The organism is Nonomuraea maheshkhaliensis, assembly GCF_039529435.1.
Lineage (GTDB): Bacteria > Actinomycetota > Actinomycetes > Streptosporangiales > Streptosporangiaceae > Nonomuraea > Nonomuraea maheshkhaliensis.
Genome location: NZ_BAAAMU010000077.1, coordinates 19,139 through 39,417, shown reverse-complemented (window position 1 = coordinate 39,417; position 20,279 = coordinate 19,139). Strand labels below are relative to the sequence as shown.

At 72.4% G+C, this 20,279-nt stretch carries 17 protein-coding genes and 1 pseudogene; 13 read left to right on the top strand and 5 right to left on the bottom strand.

What is annotated here, in order from left to right:
* The first annotated feature begins 11 nt into the window (after window positions 1-11).
* The 4 genes from ABFX54_RS37590 to ABFX54_RS37575 all read left to right on the top strand — a co-directional run bounded on the left by ABFX54_RS37590 (window position 12) and on the right by ABFX54_RS37575 (window position 4,995).
* A complete protein-coding gene (locus ABFX54_RS37590; protein WP_346111514.1) occupies window positions 12-1,499 on the top strand; it encodes a helix-turn-helix domain-containing protein in 1,488 nt (495 codons plus the stop codon).
* Between the two features lie 94 nt (window positions 1,500-1,593).
* Window positions 1,594-2,868, top strand: a complete 1,275-nt coding sequence (locus ABFX54_RS37585; RefSeq protein WP_346111513.1) for a DUF3500 domain-containing protein — start codon at window positions 1,594-1,596, stop codon at window positions 2,866-2,868.
* A gap of 24 nt (window positions 2,869-2,892) precedes the next feature.
* Window positions 2,893-3,762, top strand: coding sequence for a helix-turn-helix transcriptional regulator (locus ABFX54_RS37580; RefSeq protein ID WP_346111512.1), 870 nt, complete (start codon window positions 2,893-2,895; stop codon window positions 3,760-3,762).
* Between the two features lie 219 nt (window positions 3,763-3,981).
* Window positions 3,982-4,995: an alcohol dehydrogenase catalytic domain-containing protein gene (locus ABFX54_RS37575; RefSeq protein WP_346111511.1), complete on the top strand. Its 1,014-nt coding sequence runs from the start codon at window positions 3,982-3,984 to the stop codon at window positions 4,993-4,995.
* A 12-nt stretch (window positions 4,996-5,007) separates the two neighbouring features.
* Here ABFX54_RS37575 and ABFX54_RS37570 read toward each other — a convergent pair whose 3' ends face one another.
* The gene (locus ABFX54_RS37570; protein ID WP_346111510.1) at window positions 5,008-5,628 is read right to left on the bottom strand and encodes a TetR/AcrR family transcriptional regulator; all 621 of its coding nucleotides are present in this window, start codon (window positions 5,626-5,628) and stop codon (window positions 5,008-5,010) included.
* A gap of 89 nt (window positions 5,629-5,717) precedes the next feature.
* Between ABFX54_RS37570 and ABFX54_RS37565 the strand changes: the two genes are divergently transcribed.
* From ABFX54_RS37565 to ABFX54_RS57160, 5 genes and pseudogenes are all read left to right on the top strand, one after another.
* Complete coding sequence (locus ABFX54_RS37565; protein ID WP_346111508.1) at window positions 5,718-6,239, top strand: nitroreductase/quinone reductase family protein; 522 nt, start codon at window positions 5,718-5,720, stop codon at window positions 6,237-6,239.
* Window positions 6,240-6,415: 176 nt separating this feature from the next.
* A complete protein-coding gene (locus tag ABFX54_RS37560; RefSeq protein ID WP_346111507.1) occupies window positions 6,416-6,949 on the top strand; it encodes a hypothetical protein in 534 nt (177 codons plus the stop codon).
* Between the two features lie 160 nt (window positions 6,950-7,109).
* On the top strand, window positions 7,110-8,105 hold the full coding sequence (locus ABFX54_RS37555) for an NAD-dependent epimerase/dehydratase family protein (RefSeq protein WP_346111506.1): 996 nt from the start codon (window positions 7,110-7,112) through the stop codon (window positions 8,103-8,105).
* A gap of 916 nt (window positions 8,106-9,021) precedes the next feature.
* The gene (locus tag ABFX54_RS37550; RefSeq protein ID WP_346111505.1) at window positions 9,022-10,284 is read left to right on the top strand and encodes an iron-containing redox enzyme family protein; all 1,263 of its coding nucleotides are present in this window, start codon (window positions 9,022-9,024) and stop codon (window positions 10,282-10,284) included.
* A pseudogene (locus tag ABFX54_RS57160) lies at window positions 10,265-10,624 on the top strand (hypothetical protein); the annotation flags it as partial. The gene ABFX54_RS37550 and the pseudogene ABFX54_RS57160, both read left to right, overlap by 20 nt.
* Here the strand turns inward: ABFX54_RS57160 and ABFX54_RS37545 are convergent.
* Window positions 10,588-11,817 (bottom strand): glycosyltransferase family 2 protein, encoded by a 1,230-nt coding sequence (locus ABFX54_RS37545; protein WP_346111503.1) that lies wholly within the window; start codon window positions 11,815-11,817, stop codon window positions 10,588-10,590. The pseudogene ABFX54_RS57160 and the gene ABFX54_RS37545 overlap by 37 nt on opposite strands.
* Before the next feature lie 190 nt (window positions 11,818-12,007).
* Here ABFX54_RS37545 and ABFX54_RS37540 point away from each other — a divergent pair, with 190 nt between their 5' ends.
* The 3 genes from ABFX54_RS37540 to ABFX54_RS37530 all read left to right on the top strand — a co-directional run bounded on the left by ABFX54_RS37540 (window position 12,008) and on the right by ABFX54_RS37530 (window position 15,360).
* Window positions 12,008-12,808 carry an isocitrate lyase/PEP mutase family protein gene (locus ABFX54_RS37540; protein ID WP_346111502.1) on the top strand — a complete coding sequence of 267 codons (801 nt, stop codon included), beginning with the start codon at window positions 12,008-12,010 and terminating at the stop codon, window positions 12,806-12,808.
* A gap of 175 nt (window positions 12,809-12,983) precedes the next feature.
* Window positions 12,984-14,591 carry an amidohydrolase gene (locus tag ABFX54_RS37535; RefSeq protein ID WP_346111501.1) on the top strand — a complete coding sequence of 536 codons (1,608 nt, stop codon included), beginning with the start codon at window positions 12,984-12,986 and terminating at the stop codon, window positions 14,589-14,591.
* 52 nt (window positions 14,592-14,643) lie between these two features.
* Window positions 14,644-15,360: a helix-turn-helix domain-containing protein gene (locus tag ABFX54_RS37530; protein ID WP_346111500.1), complete on the top strand. Its 717-nt coding sequence runs from the start codon at window positions 14,644-14,646 to the stop codon at window positions 15,358-15,360.
* 126 nt (window positions 15,361-15,486) lie between these two features.
* On the opposite strand, the gene ABFX54_RS37525 is transcribed toward ABFX54_RS37530, so the two are convergent.
* On the bottom strand, window positions 15,487-17,085 hold the full coding sequence (locus tag ABFX54_RS37525; RefSeq protein WP_487047327.1) for an MDR family MFS transporter: 1,599 nt from the start codon (window positions 17,083-17,085) through the stop codon (window positions 15,487-15,489).
* 110 nt (window positions 17,086-17,195) lie between these two features.
* Between ABFX54_RS37525 and ABFX54_RS37520 the strand changes: the two genes are divergently transcribed.
* Window positions 17,196-17,780, top strand: coding sequence for a TetR/AcrR family transcriptional regulator (locus tag ABFX54_RS37520; protein WP_346111499.1), 585 nt, complete (start codon window positions 17,196-17,198; stop codon window positions 17,778-17,780).
* 126 nt (window positions 17,781-17,906) lie between these two features.
* Here ABFX54_RS37520 and ABFX54_RS37515 read toward each other — a convergent pair whose 3' ends face one another.
* Together ABFX54_RS37515 and ABFX54_RS37510 are read right to left on the bottom strand one after the other, a co-directional pair.
* On the bottom strand, window positions 17,907-19,160 hold the full coding sequence (locus ABFX54_RS37515; RefSeq protein ID WP_346111498.1) for an FG-GAP repeat domain-containing protein: 1,254 nt from the start codon (window positions 19,158-19,160) through the stop codon (window positions 17,907-17,909).
* 56 nt (window positions 19,161-19,216) lie between these two features.
* Entirely contained in the window at window positions 19,217-20,116 is a 900-nt protein-coding gene (locus ABFX54_RS37510) for a CHRD domain-containing protein (protein ID WP_346111497.1), read from the bottom strand.
* Window positions 20,117-20,279 lie beyond the last annotated feature (163 nt).

The window sequence follows — 20,279 nt, the reverse complement described above, 5'->3', positions numbered from 1 at the left end:
AGACTGTGCTCATGGAACAGGCGAGCCTGGCGGACATCGTCGCTCAGGGCGAGAGAATGGGCATCCGGTGCGTCGCGGGCGATCCCGAGGGCGTCGCGGTGTCGGGCGTGCAGATCGTGGCCAAGGACGACCTGCGGCAGGCTTCGCCGGGCCGGCTGGTGATCGTGGCCATGCCTCATGGGGCGGTGCCGCGGCCGTACCAGGTGGACATCGCGATCAGGCACGCGATCGGCGCGCGCTGCGCCGGCATCGTGTTCGCCGGCGACTTCCCGATCGCTGAGACCGCCCGCGCGCTCGCCGAGCGCGGCGGGCTGCCGGTGCTGATGAGCGCGGTGACGCCGTCCGAGCTGGCGGTGCTGCTCGACCGGGCGATCCGCGGCGGCGCCGAGGAGGCGCTGTCGAGGGCCGAGTACGCCATCGCGCGGGCCACGGCGGCGGCGGGGGACGCGCCTGGGCGGCCGATGGAGGCCGTGCTCGACGAGGTCGGCGCGGCGCTCGGCGCCCGGCTCACCCTCGTCGAGGACCCGGGCGTGCCGTGGTCGGAGCCGCACGCCGTCTGCGTGGGCGAGGTGCCGGTCGGGCGCCTGGTCGCCGACCGCGACGACGCGTCCGTCACGGTGGCGCTCCCGGTGATCGCCGCGATGCTCTCCCGCATCCTGCAACGGCAGCTCCAGGCCAGGTTCGGGCCGGTACGCTCGCGCGCCGACCTGATCGTCGAGCTCGTCTTCGCCGAGTCGGCGCGCATCGACCGGCTCGCCGTCGAGGCCACCCGCGCCGGGCTGCCGGTGTCGCTCTCCCACGCGGTCGCCTGGCTCATCCCCACCCACCGCCACGATCCCGAGCAGCGCCCGCCTGCCGTGCTCGCGTCCTCCGTCGAGCTGCACGCGCTGCAACTCGTGGACCGGCGCGACGAGGTGTGGCATCTGGCCACCTTCCACGACGACATCGTCATGGTGGCCTCGGAGGAGACCGGCGCCGCCGACCACCAGCGGCGGCTGCGCGACGTCATGGAGGCCGTGGCCGCCCACGCCCGCTCGGTCGCGGGCGAGGAGTGGGCGTTCACCGTGGGGCTCGGCACGCCGCAGAGCGGCGCGGCCGGGCTGCGGCAGTCGGCGACGGAGGCGCACATCGCCGCCGACGCGGCCGTCGCCGGCGGCCGCGCGGGCGGCATCGAGGTCACCGACGTCACCGGGCTGCGCCGGGTGCTGCTCGACTTCTACGCCTCCCCGCTGAGCCGGTCGCTGCTGGACGACATCCTGGCCCCTCTCGACGCGCTCGGGCCCGAGCGCGCGGCCATCGCCATGCGCACGCTGGTCGCCTACCTGGGGCATCGCAACTCGCTGGCGCGGGCGGGCGCGGAGCTCAACCTGCACGCCAACGCGGTCAACTACCGCGTCAGGCGGATCGAGCAGACGCTCGGGCTCGACCTCAACGAGCCGGACGTGCGCTTCTCCGTCGAACTGGCCTGCCGGGTCCGTCTCGCCGCCTCGGGCCGCTGACCCGGCTCGCCGCCTCGGGACACTGACCGGGCTCGTCGCGAGTTCGCCGGCTCTGTTCACGCTTCCCTCATTCGCCTGGTAGAGGTTGAGACCCATGCACGGACACACTGCGCGCGACCCCGAGACCGAACGTTCCCGCCGCTGGCTGCTGAACCGGGCGCTGCTGCTCGGCGCCGCCGCCACGGTGGCGGCCATGACCGGCTGCTCCCCGAGCTCGCCCGGCGGCGCCCCGGCCAGCGCCGCCCGCTCCTCCGGCGCGCCTCCCCCCGGCGGGGCCGCGCCGAGGCCCGGCGAGCTCTCCTACGACGACTTCGTCGGCGTCACCACCGACGGCAAGGTGGTCGAGGACCTGTACGCGATCCACTCCACCGGCGTCTCCACCGCCGCCCTCGTCAAGGCGGCCAAGGCGTTCCTCAAGGCGCTCCCCGCGGCGCAGCGACGGGAGACGCTGTACGACGTACGCGCCGACGAGTGGCTGGCCTGGAGCAACCTCGACGGCTTCGACCGCAAGGGCGTCCGCATGGGCGACCTCACCAAGGCCCAGCGCGCCAAGGGTTACGCGGTGCTGGAGGCGGCACTGTCCGCCGAGGGGCTCACCCAGACCCGCAACATCATGAAGCTCAACGCGTTCCTGGGCGAGCAGGCCGGCGGCGGCAGGGAGACCCTGACCGAGGGCCACTACTTCTTCACGGTCATGGGCACGCCGTCCGCCACGCAGCCGTGGGGCTTCCAGTTCGAGGGCCACCACCTGGCCGTCAACTGCTTCGTGCTCAAGGACCAGGTCGTCATGACGCCGACGTTCATGGGCTCGGAGCCGACGTCGGCCACTTACCGGGGCGAGCGGATCACCCTGTTCACCAGGGAGACCGAGGCCGGGCTCGCGCTGCTGCACGCGCTCACCCCGGAACAGCGCGCCGAGGTGATCTCCACGACGGAGGTGAAGCGCGGGGCCAACATGAAGGCGGGAGCGGGCGCCGACAACCTCCGGCTCCCCTACGCCGGCCTGGCCGCCTCCCGGTTCACCCCCGAACAGCGGGACACCCTGCTCGACCTGGTCCGCGTCTACGTCGGCTACCTGGACGAGGGGCACGCGGCCGTACGGATGAAGGAGGTCGAGGAGCACCTGGACCAGACGTACTTCTGCTGGCTCGGCGAGACCGGCGACGACTCCGCGTTCTACTACCGCGTGCACAGCCCGGTCGTGCTCATCGAGTACGACGCCCAGGCCCCCGTCGCGTACGGAGACGACCGCGGCCCCGGCGGGGAGCCGACCCGGCAGCACATCCACACGGTCGTCCGCACCCCCAACGGCAACGACTACGGCGCCGACCTGCTCCGGCTGCATCTGGAGACCGACCACGGCTTCTAAGGTGGAGGCGAGGAGGGGGTTGCCGTGGACGTCGCCGAGCTGGGCTCGTTCCTGAAGTCACGCAGAGACCGGCTGGCCCCGGAGTCGGTCGGCCTGCCGCCCGGCACCCGGCGGCGGGTGCCCGGCCTGCGCCGTGACGAGGTGGCGCGGCTGGCCAGCCTGTCCGCCGACTACTACACCGAGCTGGAGCAGGGGCGCGGGCAGATCCCGTCCGCGCCGGTCCTGCACGCGCTCTCCCGCGCCCTGCGCCTCGGCCCCGACGAGACCGACCACCTGTTCCACCTGGCGGGGCGGCCCGCACCCTACGCGGCCCGGCCCCCGCACCTGCAGTCCGCGCTGCGCCAGCTCATGGAGCGCCTTGAGGACACCCCCGCCATGGTGATCACCGACCTGCACGAGGTGGTGGTGCAGAACCACGCCGCGCAGGTCCTCGTCGGCCCGCAGGCGGGGCTGACCGGGGTGCGGGCGAGCTTCCTGCACCACTGGTTCACCGTCCCGGCGACCCGTGACCTCTATCCTCCCGAGGACCACGGCTACCACTCCCGGCTGCTCGTCTCCGACGTCCGCGCCGCTGTCGCCCGCCGCGGCCCCGTCGACCGGGCGAGCGGCGAGCTGGTCCGTCATCTGCTGGCCGCGAGCGAGGAGTTCGCCGGGTTGTGGCGGGCGCGGGAGGTCGGGGCGCGGCACGAGGAGTACAAACGCATCGTGAACCCGGCGCTCGGCGTGCTCAAGGTCACCTGCAACAGCATCGTCACGGCCGACGCGGCGCAGCGGCTGCTCTGGTTCGTCCCCGACGATCCGCAGGCCGTGCCCGCCCTGCACGCCCTCGACCCGGCAGACGTGTGGCGCGCCACCCCGGGCCCGGCCTTCGGCCTCCCCCGAAGCCGCGCCTGACGCCGTCCGAGACCGCCGTCCGAGACCGGTGGCCGAGACCGGTGGCCGGACTGCCCGGGGTGAGGCTGGGGTTGAGGACCCCAGGCTGAGGGCGTTCCCCGGTCCCTCTCCAGGGGCAGTCTGGGAGAGGCGGCGCGCGGGGGACCTGTCTTCCTTCCACCAGGAGCCTCCGCGATGGGACCACCCGCCACATCCACGGCAACCGAGGAGGAAACCGTCATGCGCGCAACGCTCGCCACCGGGGTGAACGCCCCGCTGTCACTCACCGAACGCGACGTCCCCGAGCCGGGGCCGGGCGAGGTGCTGATCAAGATCACCGCCTGTGGTGTCTGCTACACCGACCTCAGCCTCGTCCAGGGACATTTCCCGTTCGCCCGCTTCCCGATCATCCCCGGCCACGAGATCACCGGCACGGTCGCCGCGCTCGGCGCCGGCGTCCCCGGCCTGTCCGTGGGCGACGCGGTCGGGGCGCAGTTCCTGTACGACTCGTGCGGCCACTGCGACTACTGCGTGTCCGGCGAGCAGATCCTGTGCCCGTCCAAGCGCATCACCGGCATTGTCACCGACGGCGGGTACGCCGAATACGGCCTGTTCAAGGGCGGCTACGTGACCCCGCTGCCGCCCGAGCTCGACCCGGTGGCGGCGGCGCCGCTGCTGTGCGCGGGTCTGACCGCGTTCAACGGCCTGCGCAGGGCCGGGGCGACGCCGGGTTCGCGGGTGGCGGTCATCGGCGCCGGCGGCGTCGGCGAGCTCGCCGTACGCTACGCCGTCGCGATGGGCGCCCGCGTCGCGGTGATCGGCCGCCGGGCCGACGGCGCGGCGACCGCCAAGGAACTCGGCGCGGACCTGTACGTCGCCAACCGCGACACCGACCCGGCCGAGGCGCTCAAGGCGTGGGGCGGCGGCGCGGACGTCATACTCAACTCCGCCCCTTCCACCGAGGCCGCCGCCGCGACCCTCGGCGGGCTCGCCCCCGACGGCACGCTCGTGCTCTGCGGCTACGACGCCGCCCCGCTCACCCTTCCCGTTCAGCCCATGGTGCTCAACCGGCTGCGGGTCATGGCCTCGCCGTCGGGCTCTCCGCACGACACACGCGACACGCTGGCCTTCTCAGCGCGGCACGGCATCCTGCCCCGCGTCACGCCCATCACCCTCGACCAGGCTCCGGAGACTTTGGCGGCCATGGCGACCGGCTCCTCGGGCGGCGGCCGGCGCGTCATCTCGTTCGGCTGACGTATCGCGCGATCACCGGGCGAGGTCGGTGGGAAGTGGTGCGCTGTGGTCGGCGCGCAGGCCGTCGAGGGAGATGCGCAGCAGCCTGTTCCACAGCTGCGGGCGGCACTCGTCGGTGATCTGGACGGCGTGGCCCAGTGAGACCAGCAGGAGCAGCAGGTCATCAGTGGTCACGCCAGGGCGCAGCAGGCCCATGGCGCCGGCGCGGGCGCGCAGCTGCTCGATGACGAGGCGAAGCTGGTGGATGCCCTCCAGATCGGGGTCGGCCCAGGTCAGCGCGAAATTCTCCATGATCGCGCGGTGGCGGGCGTAGCCGGTCAGGGCCTGCCGGTAGAAGGTGGTCAGTGCCGCCCAGGGGTCCTCGGCCTCGATCGCCGCCTGGCGGGCTGATTCCGCCCATTTCGCGAAGTCCCTGCGCAGGACCGTGTGGACGAGATCTTCCTTCTTCGGGAAATGCCGGTAGAGGGTGCCCATGCCCACCCCGCTGCGGCGGGCGATCTCGCGTACGTCCACCGCGACGCCCTGCTCGGCCAGCACCTCGGCGGCGGCCTCGACGATCGCTTCCCGGTTACGGATCGCGTCCACGCGCGGCGGGCGGCGCCGGGCGGTGTTCTCCGGTTCAGCCACTGCCATGGGGCCGAGCATACCCGCTTATCCGGAGCACATGCTCCGCCTTGCGCTACTTTGAGGAGCAAGTGCTCCGGATATCAGAAGGGGATGCCATGTCCAACTCGTCCACGACCCCCGCAGCCGAGGCTTCCGGCAGCTGGAATGACCGGATCATCGCCGAGTTCCGGGCGAACGCCGGATACGTGCCCTGGAGCAGCGATGAGGACGTCGCCGCAGGCCGGCCCATCCCGCCCCGGATTCCCGGGTTCGACGAGCGGGGAATGCCGCTCATCCTGGTGCACCACACCGGGGCCAAGACCGGGCGCGAGCGGATCAGCCCGCTGTTCTACCAGCCGGTCGGCGACGGCTGGGCCATCTTCGGCATCCACGGCGGCAGTCCGCATCATCCGGTCTGGTACCGCAACCTCATGGCGAACCCGCGGGCCACCGTCGAGGTGGGCACGGAGAGGGTGCCGGTCGTGGCCCGGCTCGCCGAGGGCGCGGAGCGCGGGCGACTCTGGGCGCGAGAGGTAGCGCTCGTCCCGAAGTTCGCCGAGTTCGAGGCGACCGCCGGCAGGCAGATCCCGGCCGTCGTGCTGGAGCGGGTTCACACCCCGCCCCTCCCCGAGCGCTGACTCCACGACCTGCCAGGTTCGGCAGCAGCGGCTCACTTGCTACGTTTCATCACTCTAAATTCTTATGGGGAAGAATAGATGCCTGTTTACCGACGACGCCGTGTGCCGGAAGGCCGGCGGGGAAATTAGAGCTAGAGACGCCCCCCGCTTATTGGCGAATTCATCGGGGGCACCTCATGAAAAGCGATACTTTCACTGCTTCGTCGGCTCCGTTGCAGCTCGCCGCCGGTGAGTCGAGCGAATTCCTGGACATCGAGACGTCCAACGCGGGCCAGACGGCACTGATACGAGTGACGACCTTCCCGGCCGACGGCCGCCAGAATGGCGGCAGACCGCCGCTGATCCGTCTCAAGGCCGACGCGGGACCTACGGTGGAGGTCAAGGAATTCCCCGAGGAACAAGAGGTCATCGGCGCCGAGAACCGTACTGCGGGCTCGGCGACGTGGATGCGGAAGAACACCGACGTGTACCTCGTGCGCGTCACACTCGACCGCCCGGAAAGCAGTTGGCGCGTTCAGATCGTCAACGACGGTCCGGATGACCGTATGTTCCACTTCATGAGCTTCGGAGACGCCAGGATTCGTGGTGAGGGCGACTGGCCGGATTTCGACTTTCGCTACTGCGGCTCATTCCCGTGCGCGTGCACAGTCCACGATGGAAATCGGACGACAGCCTGCACCTCATGCGGACACAGCAGCGAGGTCGCCTGAGTCGGCCTGAGGTGCCCCGAACCTTCCGGACCCAGGTCAAGGCCGTCGCGTTGTCGCCGCCATTCATTTCGCATCGCCGCCGCCCGCTGCACGTCACGCGAGGTTACGCCACCTGCGAACCTCACCCGCATCACCTCGTGGCGGGTGATTGAGTGCTGGCATGAACGTACTCATTCTTGGCGGGACGGCTTGGCTGGGGCGCGAGGTGGCGCGGCAGGCGGCCGGGCGTGGTCATGCGGTGACGTGCCTGGCGCGCGGCGAGAGCGGCCCCGTGGCCGACGGCACGACGCTGGTGCCGGCGGACCGGCGGGCCGCGGACGCCTATGAGCAGGTGCGGCGTCAAGACTGGGACGCGGTCGTGGAGGTGTCGTGGCAGCCGGGCCAGGTGCGCGGCGCCCTGGCGGCCCTCGGTGAGCGGGCGAAGCACTGGGTCTACGTGTCCTCCGTCAACGCCTATGCCGATCATGGGGTGCCCGGCGCCGACGAGTCGTCGCCGTTGCTGGAACCGACCGACGTCGACGAGGCCGACAGGGAGCTCTACGGGGAGGCGAAGGTCGCCTGCGAGCAGGCTTCGGCCGAGGCGCTGGGCGACCGGCTGCTCATCGCGCGGGCCGGGCTGATCGGCGGGCCCGGCGACCACAGCGGGCGCTCCGGCTACTGGGTGGCGCGGGCCGCCCGCGACCCGCACGCGCCGCTGCTCGTGCCCGACTCCTCCGGCGATTCCACCCAGGTGATCGACGCACGCGACCTTGCCGCCTGGCTGCTCGACTGCGCCGAGACCGGCACCACCGGCACGTACAACACGGTCGGGCCGCAGGTGCCGTTCGGCGAGTGGATCGAGCTGTGCCGCACCATCGGGGGGCACACCGGGCCGGTGGTCACCGCCGATCCTGCGTGGCTGCTTGAGCAGGGGGTCGCCGAGTACATGGGGCCTGAGTCGCTGCCGATGTGGCTGGTGGAGCCCGGCTGGGAGGGCTGGTCGTCCCGTTCCGGCCAGGCCGCCCTGTCCGCCGGCCTGCACCACCGGCCCCGAGCCGACCTGCTCACCGACCTGCTGGCGTGGGAACGCGAGCAGGGGCTCGACCGGGAGCGGCGGGCGGGGCTCAGCGCAGGGCGGGAGCGGGAGTTGCTCACCCTGCTTGGCGGTGGGCGCTGATAACCGGGAAGGAGTGCTCGCCTTCTTCGGCAGTGGGCGCTGACAAGCGGGAGGGGGCGCTTACCCTCCTCGGCAGGGCGCTCTAAGAAGCGGAAACGGGGTCCGGGCGAGTCCGGTCCGGGACGCACGCCTCTGCTGTTCGACCGTTCCTCCGCCCTCAGCTGTCCGCTCGGCGCCCCTCGCGTACTCGGCATATCCACCCAGCGCGCCTTGGCTGCCAAGCGGCCCACCAAGCGCACCTCGGCGGATCAGCGGTGAGCTGGGCGCACCTCGTCCGCTGAGCGCTCCCGCTGGCGTGCCATGACCGTCCGGCGATCCCTGGTTCGCCTCACCGCATAGCGGCCCGCTGGGTGCGTCTGGCTCGTCTGTGCAGGTCGACGTCGTGCGGGGCGCGGTTTCTCACATGCTGCTGGGGGCAGTGGCGAGGTCGAGGAGGTGCCTGTGACTGCAGCCGACCATGCGGAAGCCCGCAGCCACCTGCAGCCGCGTGCTTGTCGGCTACACGGCCACTTCGCGCTTTGCGGTGGCTTGAGGCTTTGCGGTGACTGGGTGCATTGCGGTGGCTGGTGGCTGCACCGCGATTCGGGGCAGCGTTGTGACTACGGGCGATGCCGTGACGCCGCACCCTCCTGTCGACCCGGGCGGCGCCAGGACCCCGCTCAGCCCTGTCGGCCTGAGCGGCACCGTTACCTCGTGCACCCCTGCCGGCCGGCGCCACGCCGTCACCATACGCGGCCCTGCCGACCTGGATCGCGCCACGACGCCGCGCAATGCCGCCGGCCTGGGCGACGCCGTGGGCTCGTGCGACGCCGGCGAATCGGGAGGTCTTGGGGTCCTGCGCGACAACGCCGTCATGGCGGGTGGGAGATGGTCCGGGGGACGTGTGGGGGCGGCGGATGGCCCAGCGGAGGGTGTTGTGAGGCTGCCTGAGCCGCGTGGGCCGCTCACCTCGCTGCTGTTCGAGCGGCTGGCCCACCCACCGGAGCCGTACCCGGACCCGTACCGGATGAACGGGCGAACGGCGGGTGCGCAGTTCAGCGCCGGGCACGCACAGGACGGGCGACCAGGTCAGGCGCGGGACGAGCGGCCGGGTCAGGCGCGGTTCGCGGAGCAGCAGCACTCGCGGCCGCCGCACGGGCACCTCAGCGACCGGCGCTCGGCCGACGGGCGGGGGTCGCATGCGTACGCGCACCTCGCCGGGTGGCACGGGGTGGAAGGGTGGCCGTCGCCGTTGCAGGTCGCCGATGGTGGCCTGGCGGATGATGACTTCCAGTTGGCTCTGTTCGCCTGTTTCGAGCTGCATTACCAGGGCTTCGAGGACGTGGATGACCGCTGGGAGTGGCACCCGTGGCTGCTGGCCGCGCGGGCCGTACTGGAGGAGCGGTTGGAGGAGGCGCTGGCTCGGGCAGTGCCCCGGCCGTCGCTCGACGGGCCGGAAGAGGTGCGGCGGGCGCTCAACGAGCTGACCGCCGCCGATGAGGGACCTTCTCTGTCAACGTTCCTGGCCCGGCAGGCCGATCGTGAGCAGTTCAGGGAGTTCGTCGTCCATCGGTCGATCTACCACCTGAAGGAGGCCGACCCGCACACCTGGGCGATCCCGCGGCTGCGGAGCGCGGCGAAGGCGGCGCTGGTGGAGATCCAGGCCGACGAGTACGGCGGCGGGAGGCCGGAACGCATGCACTCCGAGCTGTTCCGCGCCACCATGCGCGGTCTCGGCCTGGACGATTCCTACGGCGCCTACCTCGGGCGTGTGCCGGGCGTCACGCTGGCCATCTCGAACGCCATGTCCCTGTTCGGCCTGCACCGTCGCCTGCGCGGCGCGCTGGCCGGGCACCTGGCCGCGCTGGAGATGACCTCCTCCCTGCCGAACCGTCGCTACGCTGCCGGCCTGCGCAGGCTCGGCGGCGACGACGCCGCTGCCCGCTTCTACGACGAGCACGTGCAGGCCGACGCCGTGCACGAGCAGATCGCCGCCCATGACCTGTGCGCGAACCTGGCCGCCGACGAACCCGCGCTCGCGGAGGACATCCTGTACGGCGCGGCTTGTGCCCTGGAGCTGGAACGCCTGTGGGCCGGGCACGTTCTCGACCGGTGGGAGCGGGGAGTCAGCTCTCTGGTCGAGGTACCGGCTGAGTGCGTGCCCGCGCGAGAGGGATGCGATGCCGCCTCAAAACGGTGACGCCGCGATGGATTGCGATGGTGTGGCTACGAACGACGATGGCGCGGCGATGGGCAACGATGACGCCACACCGCGCTCAGGCTTGGACTCGGGCTCAGGCTCGGAGTTGAATCCGGGGCCGGGCGCGGAGGCGGGCTCCGGCAGGGCGACGGTGACGGCTTCCGGGATGGGAGCGGAGGCGGGCACCGGGGCGAGGGCGGTGACGTGTTCCCGGATGGGGGCGGAAGCGGGGTCCGGGGTGGTGACGGTGACGACGTGTGAGGATGGGCCGTTGCTGGTGCGGGGGGCGTTCGAGCTGGTGACTCAGGACGGTGAGTCCATTCCGGCCGGACGGGCGACGGTCGCGTTGTGCCGGTGTGGGTTGTCGTCGGTCAAGCCGTTCTGCGACGGGTCGCACAAGGCGGCGGGGTTCAAGGCGGCGAGCGAGCCCGACCTGCCGGCCTGACCCGGCGACCGGCACTCCTGACCTGGCCGGTCCACCTCCTGCAGGCCCATCTTCCGGGCCGGCCGCGTGTTCAGGTCGCGGCGAAGCCCGCGTACGGAGTGGGCCGCGCGGTGCAGTCTTCGGCCTGCGTACGGCACCCCGCCGCGCAGACAGGCGGCCAGGGCGAGCCAGCTGCATGTCGCCCGTTCCAGCACCCAGATCGGGGCGCACAACGCGGCCGTGACGGGGAAGACCCGGCTGCCGCCGGCCCGGCGACGGCCGACCTCGGCCAGGCCTACGGTCAGCGCGGCGCCGGCGGCCAGTGCGGTGTACTCGCGGCGCAGCAAGCACGCGGCTACGGCGGGCAGCACGGACAGGAACAGCGCCATGCGGACGGGCTGGGCCAGGTCGTCGTATGCCTGGCGGACGCGTTGGTCCCAGAAGCGGGCGGCGTCGGGAGGCAGGCGGCGTACGTACAGGTCGAGCGGGTGGATCTCCCTGCCGCCGTGGGCCCGGACAGTGCGGATGAGCTCAAGGTTCTCGAAGAGGACGTCGCCGTCGTACCCGCCGCCCATCCGCTCGACGAAGGAGCGGCGCAGGCCGAACGTCCCCGGGTAGTCGGCGCCGAGGCTGCGGTTGAGCAGCGTGCGGGCGGTGTCCCAGAGGGCGTGCCAGGGCAGGTGGGTGAAGTGGTTCTGGGGGCGGACGATGTCGGCGCCGGCGAGGAGGGAGTTCATTCTGGCGAGGGTGTGCCGGTCGTACCGTACGTCGTCGTCGGCGATGATCAGGTGCTCGGCGCGGGCCAGGCGCAGGCCGGTGATGACGCCGTTGACCTTGCCGTTGGCGAAGCGGAGGTCGGGCGCGGGGCGTACGTGCTCGGCGAGGCCGCGCCAGGCGGCGGCGTGCCGTTCGAACAGCGGCGTGGCGGAGCCGTCGACGACGATGATCCGCACGTGCCGGCGGAGGAAGCGGAGGTAGGCGGTCAGCTCCGCGAGGCCGGAGTCGTCTTCCCAGCGCAGCGGCAGCACATAGTCCAGATCGCGGTTCGAAGCGCGGTCCGAAGCGCGGTCCACATCGCCGCCCACATCGCCGCCCACATCCTCGTCCACATCGCCGCGCCTGCCCGCCGACGGTGGCGGTAAACGGCTAGCTGTAACAGGGGTTCTGGACCGCCCCATTTCTGGTGACGATGTCCGGACATGTCGGTGGATGGTGAGGTCCGAATACCGCTGGCTCGACGTCGCGGGCGGCTGCGATGCTGCTCGCCGGCGACGTTGACACCTGCGGAAGGACCCGATCGTGACCCCCTCCTCTTCGATCGACCACGCGACCCGGTTCCGGGCACTGCACCACGGCGCGGTTCTCGTGCTGCCCAATGCCTGGGACGCGGCCTCGGCCGCCCTCGTCGAGGCAGCGGGAGCGCAGGCGATCGCGACGACGAGCGCCGGTGTCTCGTGGGCGAACGGCGCCCCCGACGGCTCAGGGCTGGGGCGGGAGGCGATGGCCGGCGCGGTCGCGCGGATCGTGGCGGCGGTGCGCGTACCGGTCACCGCGGACATCGAGGGCGGGTACGGCGACGTCGCCGCCACCGTGCGCGCGGTGATCCAGGCCGGCGCGGTGGGCGTCAACCTGGAGGACTCCCCCGGGTCTCCCCTGCTTCCTGCCACCGAACAAGCCGCGCGCATCACCGCCGCGCGGGCCGCCGCCGAGGCGGAGGGGGTCGACCTGTTCGTGAACGCCCGCACCGACGTCTACTTGGCGGGTGTTCCCGGGGATCAGGTGGCCGAGGTGGAGGAGCGGGCGCGGGTCTACGCCGAGGCGGGCGCGGACGGGCTGTTCGTGCCCGGGCTGCTCGACCTGGACGTCATCGCTCGTCTGGCCAAGGGGCCGCTGCCGCTGAACGTGATGGCCGGCCCCGGGGCGCCGCCGGTGGCCGAGCTGGCGGCGGCCGGGGTGGTCAGGGTGAGCGTGGGCTCGGCCATCGCCCAGTCCGCGTACGCGGTCGCCGCCCGGGCCGCGGCCGAACTGCTCGCGGACGGCACGTATGACGCGCTCGCGGACGGTCTCACTTACGGCACGCTGAACGACGCCCTGCGCTGACCCGACCGGCCCTACCACCCGCCACATTGAACGGCGCGCCGGGCCGAACCCGCCAGCCACGCCGAACGGCGCCCCCGCGGCGACCCCGTCGGCCCCCCGCCCGCCACGCCCCCGGCTTTTGCGGGAGGTTGATCGGGGGCACGACCCCTCCGGAGGGCTGCGAGCTGGAGGTTCGATGCGTCTCGACACGTTGTTCGTCAACGGCCGGTTCACCACCCTGGACCCCGACCGGCCGTACGCCACTCGCCTCGGCGTGTTCGGCGGCCGGGTCGCCGGGCTGGACGACGAGCTCGACGGCGTGAACGCGGACGTGGTCGTGGACCTGGGCGGCGCGCCGGTGGTGCCGGGGTTCAACGACGCCCACCACCATCTGAGCCTGCGCGGCCAGCGGATGCGTGAGCTGGACCTGCGCGTGTCCACCCTGGACGAGTTGTACGCGCGCGTGGCCGAGCGGGCCGCCACCCTGCCCGAGGGCGCATGGGTGCGGGGCGGCGGCTACGACCAGTACAAGCTGGGCGCCCACCCCGACCGCGAGGCCCTGGACCGGGCGGCGGGCGGGCGGCCGGTCTGGGTGCAGCACACCTCGTGCCACATGGGCGTGGCGAGTTCGGCGGCGTTCGCGCTCATGGGGTTCCCCGGGCTGGAGGACGTGCCCGACGTGCCGGGCGGTTCGGTGAGCCGCGACGAGCGCGGGCTGCCGGACGGGCTGCTGGCCGAGCAGGCCCAGGAGCTGGCCCTGCGGCTGCTGCGGCCGCTGGCGCACGAGGACTTCGTGGCGGGCATCGGGCTGGCCTCCAAGGCCGCCGCCGCCGAGGGCCTGACCAGCTTCACCGAGCCCGGCGTCGGCGTGGGCCTGGCGGGCAACGGGCCCTGGGACATCGCGGACTTCCAGGACGCCGTGCGGCGCGGCCTGCTCCTGCAGCGGGCCACGCTCATGCCGGGCTCGGCCAACCTGCACGCCGTGGAGGCCAGGTTCGGGCTGGATCTGGGCGTACGCACCGGCCTCGGCGACGAGTGGCTGCGGATCGGCCCGGTGAAGCTGTTCTCGGACGGCTCCCTGATCGGCAGGACGGCCGCCATGTGCCACGACTACGAGGGCGAGCCGGGCCACCGGGGCTTCCTCCAGGAGGAGGAGACGGCGCTGCGTACGTTCATCCTGCACGCCCACGACTCGGGCTGGCAGGTGGCCACGCACGCCATCGGCGACGCGGCGGTGGACGTGGTGCTCGACGCCTACGCCGAGGCTCAGGCGCGGCATCCGCGCCCCGACGCCCGGCACCGGATCGAGCACTGCGGCCTGACCAACGACGCGCAGGTGGCCAGGATCGCCGAGCTCGGCGTCATCCCGGTCCCGCAGGGCCGGTTCGTGACCGAGCTCGGTGACGGGATGCTGGCGGCGCTCGGCCGCGAACGGATCCGCGGCTGCTACCGGCAGCGCTCGTTCCTGGAGGCGGGGATCGTGCTGCCGGGCAGCTCCGACTGCCCGGTGGTCGAGGGCGCGCCGCTGCTCGGCATCCACGACCTGGTCAACCAGACGACCGCGGCCGGGGTGCCGTTCAACCCGGACGAGGCGCTGACGGTGGAGCAGGCGCTGCGGGCGTACACGACGGGTTCGGCGTACGCGGTGCGCGAGGAAGGCCGCAAGGGCACACTGGCCCGCGGCATGTTGGCGGACTTCGCGGTGCTCTCCGACGACCTGCTCGCGACCGATCCCGGGAGGATCGGGGACATCGTGGTGATCGCCACGGTCGTGGGCGGCCGGCTGGTGCATGACCTGCGGTGACGGCGGTAGTGTCGGACCCGGCCTGGGCGGCGAACCTGGAGGATCTACGCGAATGGGGCTGGACATCGTCAGTCGGCCGTCCGACTCGCCGTACATCGACCGGGTCTGGCGCAGCCGCAGTGACGACGTCAGCCGGATGACGGCGGTGGCGGCGGCGAGCTGGGACCTGGTCTTCTGGGAACGACACGGCGAGGTCAGCGCGGCCGTCGTCGGCCCGGAGACCGCGGCGAGCCCGGCTCCGGTGCCGGAGGAGGCCACGTTCTTCGGCATCACGTTCGCGCTCGGCACGAGCATGCCGCATCTTCCGGCCGGTCGGCTGGTCAACTCCGCGGCGGAGCTCGCCGGCACCACGCGCCGGTCGTTCCAGCTGAAGGGGTCGGCGTGGCACCTGCCCGGTTACGACGACGCCGAGGCGTTCGTACGGCGGCTGGTGCGTGAGGAGATCCTGGTCCGCGACCCGCTGGTGGCGGCGGTGCACCGCGCGGGGCCGCCGGAGGTGTCGCGAGTGTCGGAGCGCACCGTGCAGCGGCGCTTCCTGGCGGCGACCGGGCTCACGCGTGGCGCGGCCCGGCGGATCGACCGGGCCAGGCGAGCGGCGGTGCTGATTCAGGCGGGCGTGCCGGCCCACGACGTGGTGCACCGGCTCGGGTACTTCGACCAGCCCCATCTGGCCCGCTCGCTGACCCGTTTCGTCGGCCGTACGGCGACGGAGCTGAGCCGCGGCGAGGGGTTCACGGCCGAGCCGCTGTCTCTCCTGTACGCGACCTGAGCTCTGCGGGTACGCAGCGGAGCCCTCCGAGCTCGGCTGCCGTACGCGACCCGACTCCCGGTCGGACAGACGGAAGGCCGCCTTCCCGCGGGCGAAGCGGGGAGGCGGCCTTCCGGGCCCCGTGGTCTAGGCGGTCGTCGTGGCGACCTCCTGCTTGGGCGCCGGCCCCGTCCCCGGCTCCGTGATGTCGAGGCTGTCGCGGAGCCGGGCGGGCTTGAGGAAGATCGCGGCGATGAGCCCGACGACGGCGATGGCCGCCGAGACGAGGAAGATGCGCCCCGTGGCGTCCCCGTACGCGGCGCGGACGATCTCCCTGACGGGCTCGGGCAGGGCCGCGATGTTCAGGCTGCCGCCGGCCGCCGCGCCGCCCCCCGCGACCGGGATGCCGGCCTTGGCCAGGCCCTCGGTGATGTTGGTCGCGACCTGGCCGGCCAGGATGGCGCCGAGCACCGAGACGCCGATGGTGCCGCCGAGCGAGCGGAAGAAGGTGACCGCGCCGCTGGCCGCGCCGATCTCGCGCAGCGGGACCGTGTTCTGGATGACCAGGACGAGGTTCTGCATGGACATGCCGACGCCGACGCCCACGGCGAGCATGTACGCCGAGACCAGCACGAGCGGCGTCTGGTGGTCGAGGGTGGCCAGACCGGCGAAGCCCGCCAGCAGGACGATCAGACCGGCCAGGATGTACGGCTTCGTCTTGCCGCTCTTGGAGACCATCCGGCCGCTGATGGTCGAGGAGAACAGCACGCCGACCATCATGGGGATCGTCAGCAGGCCGGCGGCGGTGGGCCCGTACCCGCGGCCGATCTGGAAGTACTGACCGAGGAAGACCGAGCCGCCGAACATGGCCATGCCGACCGCGAGGCTGGCCAGGATGGCCAGCGCGGGGGTGCGGCGCCGGATGACGTGCAGCGGCACGACCGGCTCCTTGACCACGGACTCGACGAAGACGGCCGCGACCAGCAGCAGCACACCGCCGCCCGCCATCGCCGCGGTCTGCCAGGACAGCCAGTCGAAGGAGCCGCCGACGAACGTGACCCAGATGAGCAGCACGCTGACGCCCAGGGCGATGAGGGTCGCGCCCCAGTAGTCGATGCTCACGTCGGAGCGGCGCACGGTCGGCATGTTCAGGGTCTTGGCCAGCATCGCGAAGGCGGCGACGGTGAACGGCACGGCGATGAAGAAGCACCAGCGCCAGCCGAGCCAGGAGGTGTCGGCGATGAGACCGCCGATCAGCGGCCCGCCGACCGTGGCCACGGCCATGACGGCGCCGAGGTAACCGTTGTAGCGGCCGCGTTCCTTGGGCGAGATCATGGCGGCGATCACGACCTGGGTGAGGATCTGCAGCGCGCCCATGCCCAGGCCCTGGATGGCTCTGAAGGCGATGAGCTGGCCGGTGTTCTGGGCGAAGCCGCAGGCCAGCGAGCTGACCATGAAGATGACGATGGCGATCTGGAGCAGCAGCTTCTTGTTGAACAGGTCGGCGAGCTTGCCCCAGATGGGCGTTGAGGCGGTCGAGGCCAGCAGGGATGCGGTGACGACCCAGGTGTACTGCGACTGGCTGCCCTCCAGGGCGCCGATGATCTGCGGGAGCGCGACCGAGACGATGGTGGCGCTGATCATGGCGACGAACAGGACGAGCAGCAGGCCGCTGAGGGCTTCGAGGATCTGGCGGTGGGTCATCGGCTCCGCCGCCGCGGACGGCGCCGCCGGCTGGGCACTCACACGCAACCTCCGATCAAGGGGGAAAGGGATGCAACCTGGACACCTTACATGCCCATGCGGCAACTTTGCGCATTGAGCATTTATTCCCCTTGGGTAAGCTTGGACACATCATGGGCAGGACAGCGGGGCTGCGCGAGCGCAAGAAGGCCGCGACCAGACAGGCGGTGCACGAGGCCGCGCTGCGGCTCACCGTCGAGCACGGCCTCGACCACGTCACCGTCGAGGCCATCGCCGACGCCGCCAACATCTCCCGCCGTACGTTCTCCAACTACTTCGACGGCAAGGAGGACGCGCTGCTGTACGGCGAGTCGCAGCGCCTCGGCACGCTGGTCCGGCTGGTACGCGAGCAGCCGCCCGACCGGTCCGCCTGGCGGGCGCTGCGCGGCGCGCTGGACAGCCTGCACGAGGAGAGCGGCGTCGCCGACCGCGCGCAGCACGTGCGCACCCGGCTGGCCATGAACCACCCCACGCTGCTGGCCCGGCAACTGGCCTACCGGATCCGGCTGGAGCGGGAGCTCAGCGCGGCGGTGGCCGAGCGGGAGCAGGCGGGCGACGCGGGGCCCGAGCTGCTCACCGCCGCGTTCCTGACCGCGCTGCGGGTCGCGGGGCAGTGGTGGTGCGCTGAGCGGGAGACCCGGTCGTTGCACCAGCTGAGCGTCCTCGCCCTGGACCAGATCGCCCGGTCGTTCACCTGACCCCTGCCCCTGGCCCCCGGCCCCTGATCTCGCCGAGCCGAGCCAGGCCGGACCGAACCGAACCGAACCGAACCGAGCCAGGCCGGACCGGCGGGGGGGCGGATCGGCGGGGGGCGGAGGGCGGCTCTAGCGGGACGGCAAGGTGGTCAGGGTCTTTCTGCCGTCCGTCACGGTGATCCGGAAGTCGTCGGCGCCGGAGGCCAGGGCGAGTTCGTCGTCACCGTCGCCGTCGTAGTCGCCCGTCGCCAGCGGCCTGGATCCGGTCGTCGCGGCGAACCGCCCGCCCTTACGCAGGCCCCCGGTGGCGCCCCAGAAGGTCAGGATCGGCCGGGACCCGCCACCCCAGGCGAGGTCGTCGCGGTCGTCGCCGTCGAAGTCGCCTGCCACCGCCGGGCCCGCGGTGCCCCTGAACGTGCCGGTGCGTCCGTCGCCGTAATAGACGGTCAGGGTTTCCGCGACGGAGGACGGCTCGTTCTCGTAACCGGGCTCGTCGTTGCGGCTGCCGTCGTCGCCGACGGCCACGTCTCTTGAGCCGTCGCCGTCGAAGTCGCCGAACGCGGCCGACATCCCCTTGTTGAGCCTGCGACCCTGCTTGGCCGGCCCGCCGGGGCCAGGGGTGAGCAGCCAGCCGGAGGTCTGCTCGCCGTCGTCGGGCTCGTACACGACCAGGGCGGTGGCGTGGCCCGGGCCGATCCGGTCCACGCTCATCCGCCAGAACTCCGAGCCGGTCGGGGACGGCTGCACGCTCCGCCTGCGCGGGGCGCCGTCGCGGGCGAACGGGCCGTACAGGACAGCCAGGTTCGTGTCGGAGCCGCCGGGCGCGGGCGGGCTGGACATGGCCACGTCGGCGGCGCCGTCACCGTCGAAGTCGCCGGCGACGGCGCGGTAGTCGCCCAGGTCGCTGGCCACGAGGATCGGCACCGGGGTCGGCGCCGCCGTGGCCGCCACGCCGCGCGGCCCGCCCCAGAAGATGTGCGGGCCCATCCGGCGCTCGCTCTCGACGCCGCCCGGCCGGCCGTAGGCGAGGACGTCGCCGAAACCGTCGCCGTCGAGGTCGGCCCTGATGCCGTCGTCGATCAGCCAGGGGTAGAACGTCTCGGACGTGATGAGCGTGCGCCTGCGGGGGTCGAGGCCCTGGGGCGAGCCGTGGACGATGGACAGGTAGCGCCGGTCCTCGCGCGGCAGGTCGATCTGGACGACCAGGTCGGCGCGGCCGTCACCGTCGACGTCGTCGGCGCGCCGCGCACCCGGTGAGGTGGGCGGCGCGGACGTCGCCGGGGTCGCGGGCTCCGCAGTGGCCGGCGGGCGCGGCGTCGTCCCGGGACCGCAGGCGGTGACCAGCAGGGCCAGCACCGGCCAGATCATCACCTTACGCGGCACAGGAACAGCCTAGCCGCCGCCCCGCCGCGTGCGCGGGTACGCGGCGGAGCGGTGGGTCACCAGTCGCCGCGATGGAGCTGGCCGCGGACCGCGCCGTCGGGGAACGCGGCGGTGTGCAGGTTCGCGTACCAGTTCTTCGGGTTGTTCCAGATGCGGCGCGAGGTCGCGTGGTCGGTCTTCACGCTGCCGGCGATGCCGTTGACGCTGGGCGGCAGGCCCTTGTCGGCGGCGAAGAAGGGCACCACCACCGGCCCGTTCTTGCCCTTGGGAGCCCGGTGGATGTGCGCGCCGACCGGCGCCCCGATCCGCTTCCATGCGGAGGCGAACCACACCCGGTCGCCCTCCGGCTGCACCAGCCAGCCGGCGCGGCCGTTGTGATCGCCGACCTTCATGCCGGGCGCGGGCACCTCCTGCCGGCCGTTGGCCTGCGTGGTGAGCGTCTTGCCGAAGCCGTGCGACAGCACGGACTCCAGCTCGACCGGGCGGATCCGGTACAGCTGGGCGCGTACGGCCCCGCCGGCGAACTCGGCGTTGTGCAGGTTGGCGTACCAGTTGCGCGGGTTGTTGAGGATGCGCGCCAGCAGGTTGCCGTCCTTGACGAGGACCGTGCCCTTGACGGCGTGCAGGGAGGAGGGCAGCGCCTGGCCGATGAACGGGATTCTGACGTCGCCGTTCTCACCGGCCTGGCCCCGGTGGATGTGGAACCCGCTGGGGGCGGACACCTTGTTCCAGCGGACGGCGTAGTCGACCCGGTGACCGTGGATCCGGAACACGGCGAGTGCGCTGCCGTCCGGGTCGCCGACCTTGGTCCCCTGGGCGGGCACCTCGTTGTCGCCGTCGAGCGAGGCGGCCAGGTAGATGGGGGTGATGGCCTGCGCGGACACGGGGCTGAGCGCGGTCGCGATCAGTGCCGTGGCGGCGGTCAGGCCGGGAAGGACGAGGGTGCGCTTGGTCATGGTTACCCTTTCGGTGCTCTCTGGGCCTGGTACGGCTGCCCGGCTCGCCGGGTTCAACCGCCCCCAGTGACCGGGGCGGCTTCCCGGAGCGCCCGAAGGGGTGACGCGTGCCGTCCATCAGGGCCGGAAGGGGGCTAGGCGGCGCCGCGGCGGGCAGGGATCC